The organism is Mesorhizobium sp. M1A.F.Ca.ET.072.01.1.1, from assembly GCF_004023325.1.
Lineage (GTDB): Bacteria > Pseudomonadota > Alphaproteobacteria > Rhizobiales > Rhizobiaceae > Mesorhizobium.
In genome coordinates, this window is sequence record NZ_RZSF01000299.1 from 1 (window position 1) to 8,381 (window position 8,381).

Annotated in this window: 12 protein-coding genes; all 12 read left to right on the forward strand. The window is 57.9% G+C overall.

What is annotated here, in order from left to right; genetic code table 11:
- Positions 1-1,018: phage major capsid protein (locus EOA32_RS29205; RefSeq protein WP_128373564.1), on the forward strand; the 1,018-nt coding region annotated here is incomplete at its 5' end.
- A 60-nt stretch (positions 1,019-1,078) separates the two neighbouring features.
- Positions 1,079-1,294, forward strand: coding sequence for a hypothetical protein (locus EOA32_RS29210; RefSeq protein ID WP_210214855.1), 216 nt, complete (start codon positions 1,079-1,081; stop codon positions 1,292-1,294).
- Positions 1,254-1,784: a head-tail connector protein gene (locus EOA32_RS29215; RefSeq protein ID WP_128373566.1), complete on the forward strand. Its 531-nt coding sequence runs from the start codon at positions 1,254-1,256 to the stop codon at positions 1,782-1,784. Before EOA32_RS29210 ends, EOA32_RS29215 begins: the two co-directional genes overlap by 41 nt.
- A gap of 28 nt (positions 1,785-1,812) precedes the next feature.
- On the forward strand, positions 1,813-2,226 hold the full coding sequence (locus EOA32_RS29220) for a hypothetical protein (RefSeq protein ID WP_128373567.1): 414 nt from the start codon (positions 1,813-1,815) through the stop codon (positions 2,224-2,226).
- A gap of 493 nt (positions 2,227-2,719) precedes the next feature.
- On the forward strand, positions 2,720-3,058 hold the full coding sequence (locus tag EOA32_RS29225) for a phage head closure protein (protein ID WP_128373568.1): 339 nt from the start codon (positions 2,720-2,722) through the stop codon (positions 3,056-3,058).
- On the forward strand, positions 3,055-3,294 hold the full coding sequence (locus EOA32_RS29230; protein ID WP_128373569.1) for a hypothetical protein: 240 nt from the start codon (positions 3,055-3,057) through the stop codon (positions 3,292-3,294). The genes EOA32_RS29225 and EOA32_RS29230 overlap by 4 nt, the downstream gene beginning before the upstream one ends.
- The gene (locus EOA32_RS29235) at positions 3,291-3,677 is read left to right on the forward strand and encodes a DUF3168 domain-containing protein (protein WP_128373570.1); all 387 of its coding nucleotides are present in this window, start codon (positions 3,291-3,293) and stop codon (positions 3,675-3,677) included. The genes EOA32_RS29230 and EOA32_RS29235 overlap by 4 nt, the downstream gene beginning before the upstream one ends.
- 102 nt (positions 3,678-3,779) lie before the next feature.
- Entirely contained in the window at positions 3,780-4,241 is a 462-nt protein-coding gene (locus tag EOA32_RS29240; RefSeq protein ID WP_128373571.1) for a hypothetical protein, read from the forward strand.
- Positions 4,241-4,618: a hypothetical protein gene (locus EOA32_RS29245; protein WP_128373572.1), complete on the forward strand. Its 378-nt coding sequence runs from the start codon at positions 4,241-4,243 to the stop codon at positions 4,616-4,618. Before EOA32_RS29240 ends, EOA32_RS29245 begins: the two co-directional genes overlap by 1 nt.
- 302 nt (positions 4,619-4,920) lie before the next feature.
- Positions 4,921-6,807, forward strand: a complete 1,887-nt coding sequence (locus EOA32_RS29250) for a hypothetical protein (protein WP_128373573.1) — start codon at positions 4,921-4,923, stop codon at positions 6,805-6,807.
- On the forward strand, positions 6,808-7,419 hold the full coding sequence (locus EOA32_RS29255; RefSeq protein ID WP_128373574.1) for a DUF2460 domain-containing protein: 612 nt from the start codon (positions 6,808-6,810) through the stop codon (positions 7,417-7,419).
- On the forward strand, positions 7,416-8,381 hold a 966-nt coding region (locus EOA32_RS29260; RefSeq protein ID WP_128373575.1), incomplete at its 3' end, for a DUF2163 domain-containing protein. The genes EOA32_RS29255 and EOA32_RS29260, both read left to right, overlap by 4 nt.

An 8,381-nucleotide genomic window follows, 5' to 3' on the forward strand; every position in this document is an offset into this window, starting at 1 on the left:
GGCTCGTGGCGCGGACGACGCGTCAAAGCCTGAATACCGAATGGTATTTGCCAAGGTCGTTTGCGGCGTTGCGCCGAGCGATCTGTCAGCGGAAGAGCGGGAAGTGCTTAGGCGCGGTGCTACAAAGTTCGAGCAGCGCACTCAGACCACCGGTACGACCACGGCTGGCGGCTACACGGTTCCGACCGAGCTTCTGAAAGAGATTGAAATCTCGATGAAGGCTCACGGCCCGATGTACGATGCGGACGTGATCCGCGAGGTAAAGACGTCGAGTGGCAATCCGCTGAAGCTCCCGACAGTTGACGACACATCGAAGATCGCTGGCGCGCATACGGAAGGCACTGCTCTGACCGACGATGGGTCGGAGGACGTGACCTTCGGCCAGAAGTCGCTGGACGCGTTCGCCTTCGACACCGAGTTCATCAAGTGGTCCTGGGAACTTGAAGCAGATTCGATCTTCAGCATGGAAGCCCTCTTGGGCGATCTGCTCGGTGAGCGTCTGGCGCGCATCGCCAACAGGCAGCTGACGATCGGCACCGGTTCGTCTGCGCCAAACGGCATCGTCACTGCGTCGTCTCTCGGCGTCACTTCCGCGGCGGTCTCTGCGATTACGTCGGACGAGCTGATCGATCTCGAGCATTCCGTCGATCCGGCCTATCGCAAGGCGGCCAGCGTTGGCTTCATGTTCAACGACTCGACGCTGAAGGCGATCAGGAAGCTCAAAGACGGGGATGGAAACTACCTCTGGACAAAGGGGGACTTCCAGGCTGGCGTGCCCGCTACCATCAACGGTCGGCGATACCACGTGAACCAGGACATGGACTCGCTCGCTGCGGCCAAGAAGGTCGTCCTCTTCGGCGACCTAAAAAAGTTCTGGGTGCGCAAGGTTGGCTCTCCGGTGATCGGCGTCCTTCGGGAGCGCTTTTGGCCGGATTTGGGTGTGGCCGGCCTCATTCGTTTCGACGGAGAGTTGGCCAATACCGCCGCAATCCGCCACCTTATCACCGCTGCATCCTAACCGGTTCCGGGCGGGCTTCGGCCCGCCCACTTATCCATAGGAATGACGATGAGAATTCGAATGCTCGTAGGCTTGTCGGGCAACGCCTACTCGCTCGGCCCAGGCGATGAGCGCGACTTTCCAGAGATGGAGGCATTGCGCCTCATCGCAGCGGAATACGCCGTGCCAGTAGCCGAAGCCAAGGTGGAGCGTGCCGTGGCCGAGAGGGCGCCAGAGCGGCGCGGAAAGAGAACCGATGTGGTATCCCGCGAAGGTAACGACGCCGGCAACGGCTGAGCCTGTCACGCTCGCCGAGGCCAAGCGGCATGCGCGAGTCGATTCCACCGATGATGACGATTATCTGACGTCGCTTATCGCTGTCGCTCGCAGCCATGTCGAAAAGTACTGCGGCACCTACCTGGCTACTCAGACCATTGTTGCAAAAGCCGATGCGTGGACGGACTTTGCGCGATTGCCGGTATATCCAGTGCAGTCGATTACGGCGATCGCCTATGTCGACGCAAATGGCGACGCACAAACGCTTGCCGACACTGTGTATGAACTGCGCGACGCTGCCGTTGTACTGAAATACGGCCAGGTTTGGCCATCGACTCAGTCTGGTTCGTTGATAACGCTTACAGCGGTTGTTGGTGCCACCAGCGTTGAGCCGGCCGTAAAGCACGCAATGCTTTTGCGCATCGCGGACCTCTATGAGACGCGCGAGAGCGGCGACGAGTCTGGTTGGACGTCGTTCGACTCCCTTTTGAGCAATCACAGATATTACTAATCGCGGCGCTGCCGCTTAGGAGGGCCATGTGGCCGATTTGACGATTACGTCGACCAGCGTGATTCCTGGCTCGACGGCGAAGATTTCGCACGGCACGGCCGGCGCAACGATCACTGCTGGCCAGGCCGTCTATCTCGATAGCACGACCGGCAAGTGGGCTCTTGCAGACACGGATAGCGCCACCGCCGCGGTACGCAATGCCATGGGCGTTGCACTTAACGGTGCTGTGGCCAATCAGCCCGTCGCCGTTTGCACCTCTGGTCAGGTTACGATCGGCGCCACCATCGAAGCTGGAACGGCCTATTACCTCAGCGGCACGGCTGGCGGCATTTGCCCCGTTGCTGACGTCGCTGCTGGCGACTATCCGCTGATTATCGGCATGGGCGCAAGCACGACCGTTCTCAACGTCGGCATCGTCTATCCGGGCGTCGTCAAGGTGTAGTGATGGCCGTTACGGGCGCAAGGGAAACCTCGCGCGCCTTACGGGAACTGTCCAAGCAGATCGGTGTCCCGCTTGGCGCCACATCTCGCTTCGCGCTGCAGCCGACGCTTAAGGCCGCAAGGTCCAACGTTAGAGCACTGCCGCTTAAAGAGAGCACCGGTACGCTTGCCGCGTCGCTTGTGATCAAGCAGAAGCCGCGAACATCGAAGGTCAATCCGACTTTTCAGGTTGGACCAGATGCTTCCGTACAGCGCGCTACGCAATATGGCTCACGGCGTCCCGTAAGGTATGCGCATCTCCTCGAGTTCGGAACGGCGCCGCACTTTCAGCCGGAGCGCGGCGTTGTTCATCCTGGCCAGCGTCCTATGCCGTGGCTTACTCCAGCCTATTTCGCTACGCGCGAACAGGTCGTGAAGCGGTTCGGTGACAAGATCGGTCCCGAGATGGAAAAGCGTGCGGCTAAGTTGAACGCGAAGGCGGCGAGGACGAAGTGATGATCGGAGCGGGCGAACTCGACCGGCGCATCAGGATCCAGCACGCAGTCATACTCAACGATCCGGACTATAACGAGGAAACCCCCACTTGGATTGACGATGCAATCGTATGGGCCAAGATGGAGTTTCACCAGTCGACGGAGAGCGAAGCATCGGCTCGCAAATATGCAGAAATGGGTCTGTTTTTTACAATTCGCTATCGATCGGACCTGACCGCCAAGCATCGTCTCGCCTATAAGAATGGCCTCGGCGTTGAAGAGTTCTATGAAATTGTCGGCCGACCTCGAGAGCTTGGCAGGAAGCAATACCTGAAGATACAGGCGAGGCTGATTGAATGAAACTTAGCACCGATTGCAACAGTGATTTCTACAACCCCGACATGATTGGTCCTCACGTCCGCGTCCTCCTTGATGGAGTCGAGGAGAAGTACGTTACTGAGGCTGACGAGGAGGGTGGCTACATCATTCGTCATAAGGTGGCCGAAGACGGGAACCTAGTCGTTAATGGCGACTACCTTGTGTTCGAAAAGGCCGAGGGACACGTCGAGATTATCGACGCGAGGCTGATTGAATGAGCGCAGTCTCTCTCACTATTAAGGCGCTGCTTGACCAGGCAACCATCAGGAATGTTACAGCCAATCGCATCTACCCATTCCCGCTACCGCTGAACGCAGCATTGCCGGCCATTGCCGTCGCGCTATCGTCCGAAAGCGAAGACTATTTATTGGCGGGTTCAGCGCAATATCCACTGGCTTCTGTGCAGGTTCATTGCGTCACCGCTACGTCCGGTTCAGCCAATGAGCTTGGCGAGGCAGTTAAGACCGCCTTGCGCGATCTGCTTTTCACATCAGGTGACGTCAACGCCTCGTTCCAGAAAAGTGGCGTCGATTTTACCGACTTCGCCGACGACCTCTCTACACACCGACGCGTAATGTCGTTCGACGTCCGCTGGCGGTAAGCGCCGCCTAACAACACCACTTTCATCGCTGCCGGTAGCTAGAAGCGACGCCTCTGGCGCCCGCGTTAGCGAGGCCATCCGTCACCCATAAGGAAATTTAGCATGACCGCAACGACCGGTATGACCGGCATCGGCGCCGCACTCAAGATGGGTGACGCCGGCTCTCCTGAAGTGTTCACCGCAATTGGCAACACGACGTCCTTCGGCATTGAGCAGACTGCCGATCAGGTGGATGCTACGCACCTACAGTCAACGTCTGGCTTCCGCGAGTACAAGCAGGGCTTTAAGTCTGCAACGACGCCGTTTGAAGGACACTTCGATCCTGATAACCAGTCGCAGGATCCGAGCGTCGGCCTGCTTAAGGCTTATGCTGACGGCACGGCCCGCAACTTTAAGGCCGACTTCTCCGCGGCCGATAACAACGGCGTCGGCAAGCCGTCGACTTATTCGGTGTGCTCGTTTACTGGCGTTATTACACAGCTTACGGTGAATGTCTCCGAAGGCATGGTCACCTGGCAGGGCCAGATTAGCTATTCGTCTGCGCCGACGTGGGCGGCCACCTAATGGCGAATAAATACATCGCCGAAGTCGAAGCGGAAGAGTTCGGGACGGGTTATACGATCCGTCTCGACACGGATGGCATGGCGAGGCTAGAGACTGAATACGGCGCATTTGACTTCGCGCACAAAATTCAGTTTGGGCTTGTTGTCCTGTCGGTGACGTTTATTCGGTCGTTCCTGGCTGTGTCGCTCCGTGATGCCAAGGGGGACGTGGTTAAGACCTACGACATGCCGCTGCCGCTCGATAACGTCGGCAAGAAGTGCCTCGATGCATTCTCGCTGTTTCGATACGGCAAGGACCATGAGACGTGGTCGGCCGAAGCGGCTAAGGCCGACAAGAAGGCCGACGCCGAAAACCCTACGAAGGGCACGAAAGCCTAACGGGATTTCTCCTGTCTCTAGCTATTCGTGCCGGCATATCGGAACGTGACTTCTGGAAGATGACGGCCTTTACGGTTGTCCAGGCTTTCAATGCATCAAGGCTTCAACAGCAAGAGGATTTAAGCGTCCTCGCTTATCGCACTGCGCTATTCACGCGCATGAAGCACACCAGCCTGCCGAAAAGTGAGGCCGATCTGTTGAAAAAGGCGAAGCCGAAGGCCGCGCCTAAGCGACAGAGTCTCGAGGACCAATTGGCTATGGCGAAGTTTGTCACAAGAGCCTTGGGCGGAACGGTAGACTAGATGGTTGCAACAGTCGGATCGATCTCGATCGACCTCAGCACGAATGCTGCCAAGTTCGCCTCCGGCTTCAAGTCAGCTGCGACGACTGTCGAGAGTCAAAGCGCGCGCATGGCCAAAAGCGTCGCGGCTGTCGAAAGAGGTGTTACCTCTATAGGCGGGACGCTCAAGACCTTTGTCGGCGGCTTGGCCGCTGGCGCCGGCATTGCCTCCATTGCCTCTCTGAGCGGAGCTTTCGACACGCTCAAACAGACGATCAGCGAATACGACGAGATCGCCACGAACTCAAGGCAAGTGGGCCTCAAGCCGGAGACGTTCCAAGCCCTATCGTTTGCAGCCAAGCAAGCGAATGTCGAACAAGAGACCTTCAACACGTCCCTAACCATCTTCGCCAAAAATGCCGGCTTGGCGGAGAAGGGGACCGGTGCGCTCTTTGCCGGACTAAAGAAACTCAATCCTCAACTCCTTCAGAACATCATCAACACGAAGGACCAAGAGGAGCGACTAAAGCTCGTTTCCGATGCGCTGGCGCAGACGAATGACGCCACTCAGAAGGCAGCGCTTGCCGCAACCGTCTTTGGCAAGAGCGGCGTCGAAATGGCCCGCTTCCTCGATCAGGGTCGGTCTTCGATCGAGGCAATGAAAAAGTCCGCTCGCGACATGGGCATCATCGTCCCCGATGAGCTTCTGCAGCGTGCCGGAGAACTGGACGACAAACTCGATGTTCTGAGCAAGATCATTCACGTTCAGCTCGGCGAAGCCGTCATCAACCTGGCGCCCGTCCTTGAGAAGGCGACCATCGGCTTTGCCAACTTCTCAAAGAGCGTGAACACCGCTTCCGGCGCCCTGACCGATTTCGTTAACGACCCGAGCTGGGCAACGCTCGAAAAGCTGATCGTGTCAATCGGCGGCGAGCCCTTCAAAGAAAATAGCCTCCTCGGGCACCTCGCCAACGGCACGATGGATTTCGGCACATCAGCCGAAGATATTTCGGCTATCACCAAAGGCATCGACTTTCTAAAGCAGAAGATCGCCGAGCTTCAGGATCAGGCCGCGAAAGGGGCCGACGTTCATATTGAACTAACGGAGGCCCAGCAGAGCCTCAATGATCTTGAACTTCGTCTGCGCCAAATTCAGGGCGTGGGCGTCTCCGCTGCGAACGAAATTCGGGCGAGCTTTGCCGAGGCTTTCCGCGCGGCTGAAAATGCTTCGATGGATGCGCTGGCTTCGATGCGCGGTGCGGCTGCTCCCGGCTCTCTGCCGAACGTCACTAGATACCGCGGTGACCCCAATAAGATCGAACTTCCAGACCAGAGCCGAAACGTTCAGACAAACGTCAACGGCTCAGGCGTTAGCGTCACCAAATACAACAGCGACACCGCCGACAATACAAAGGACACAGCCAGTTACACGCGCGACACGGCCGACAATATCGACACGCTCGATCGGAACACCAACGGCTATTTCCGCGACCTTGGCAGCACCGTAACCAGCGGCGCGGCCGCGATCAGCCATTCGGTGAGTTCCCTTGCCGATCTGATTGGCAACGAGTTCGGACAACTCCCCAGCTACCTCATTGCTGCGCTTCAATCGCAGGGCGGCGCTCTCAATACGGGCAGCATCTCCCAGCCGTCCAATATGTTCGGCCCCAACTGGGACCCACAGCACGGCAGCTATGTCGGAGAGGTAATAAACCTTGGGAAGCTTGGCAGCTATCATATGCCTTCGACCGCGAGCGACGGCTCGTCAAACAACCAAGTTTCCGTAGCGCAGCCGGGCAGCAACTACACCCTGCAATATTACGCCGCGCCCGGCGATAGCTTGGAGACCACCAAGCAAAAAGCGCGGGCGGCCTTCGAAGAAATGGTCAGAGCAGCAGCGAGCGCATAAATGGTCGATACCGTTGCCATCAATGACAAGTTCGGCCTCGACATGAAGATGGGGCCGGTCTTTCAGACGACCGTCATTCAGTTGCTCGGCGGCTTTGAAGACAGGAACCAGGACTGGCCGGTGGCCCTCTGGCGCTATGACGTGGAACTGAGAAACCGGCCGCTGTCGGAAATCAGGGCATTCATGACACATCTGCTTGGCCGCAGGGGTGCTGCTTATGCTTTCCCGCTCCGCGACCCTCTCGATAATTCGTTGACCGATGAGAACATCGGAACTGGCGATGGCACGTCCGCGGCCTTCCAGATCAAGAAGACCTATTCCGATACCGACAGGCCCTATGCCCGGCCAATCACCATCGTTTCCAGCCTTGTCGTCAAAGTGAACGGCGTCACCAAGACATCGGGCGTCCATTATAACCAAGCCGATGGCATCATCACCTTCACAGGCGGGAACATCCCGAGCGCAGGGCAGGCGATCACAGTGACATGCAACTTCCTCGTCAGGGTTCGCTATTCCACGGATTATAACCCTGTCTCGCTCCCCATAGCTCCCGACTTCGCTACGCCGTTTGCCTCTGCCGGGCCGATCACGCTGATGGAGGTTCTGCGGTGAGAAGCGTCGCGACCGCGCTAAAAACGGCAATGTCGTTGACGCCCCACACCCTGGGGTGGCTGGGTAAGTTCGTCTTTGCGGATGGAACGACAATCCGCGTTTCAGGGACGGGGCAGGATGTGTCCTTCCTGTCGCAAACATGGACAGCAGACAAGAGTTTCAAGGGATCGACGCTGAAGTCTACCGGGGATGGCTCTGTGCCGGACGGCGAAGTCACGGCCCCGGCGGCTATTTCCGACGCGTATGACTCCGAAGATGTATATGCCGGCACTTTTACGGACATGGAGATCACGCTCTATCTGGTGAACTTCGACAGCCCATCAGACGGCGGAATGCAGATCGGTCCTCTTACGGTCTCCGAAATCAACTACGATGACCGAGGCAGGATCGCCAATTTCGAGGTCAGGGGCATCCTTCAGCGCGCGAAGGAAATCACCGTCGAGGAACTTTCGGTCTCCTGCCGGTCGGATCTCGGGGATACGCGGCCCGGCTATTGCAGCCTGCCCCTATACCCGGACGATGTGCAGCGGAGCACCGCCTATGCAGTTGGCGATTATGTGCGGGCTTCGGATAGCGGTGACTACCACAACCGGATGTTTCGCTGCAGCACCGCCGGGTCAACAGCAGGAAGCGCCCCCGCCTACAACTATACCGTCGCGGCGACGACGACCGATGGTTCAGCCGTGTTCGCGGCAGAGGAATCATGGGTGCGTTCCGGAACTGTCGCCACTCATACCGATGATGGTGACTTCACCGTGACGCTCACCGAAAGCCGTGCGGTCGATGGCTGGTTCACCAATGGTGTCATTAAATGGACCTCTGGGCAGAATATCGGCCTTTATAACCAAATCAGGGCATGGACACGATCAATGAACCGGGTTCAGCTATGGGGCGCGGCTAGGTGGCCAGTGGCGGTTCCAGACACATTCGAGATCGTTCCGGGTTGCGGCAAGGCCTTTGCC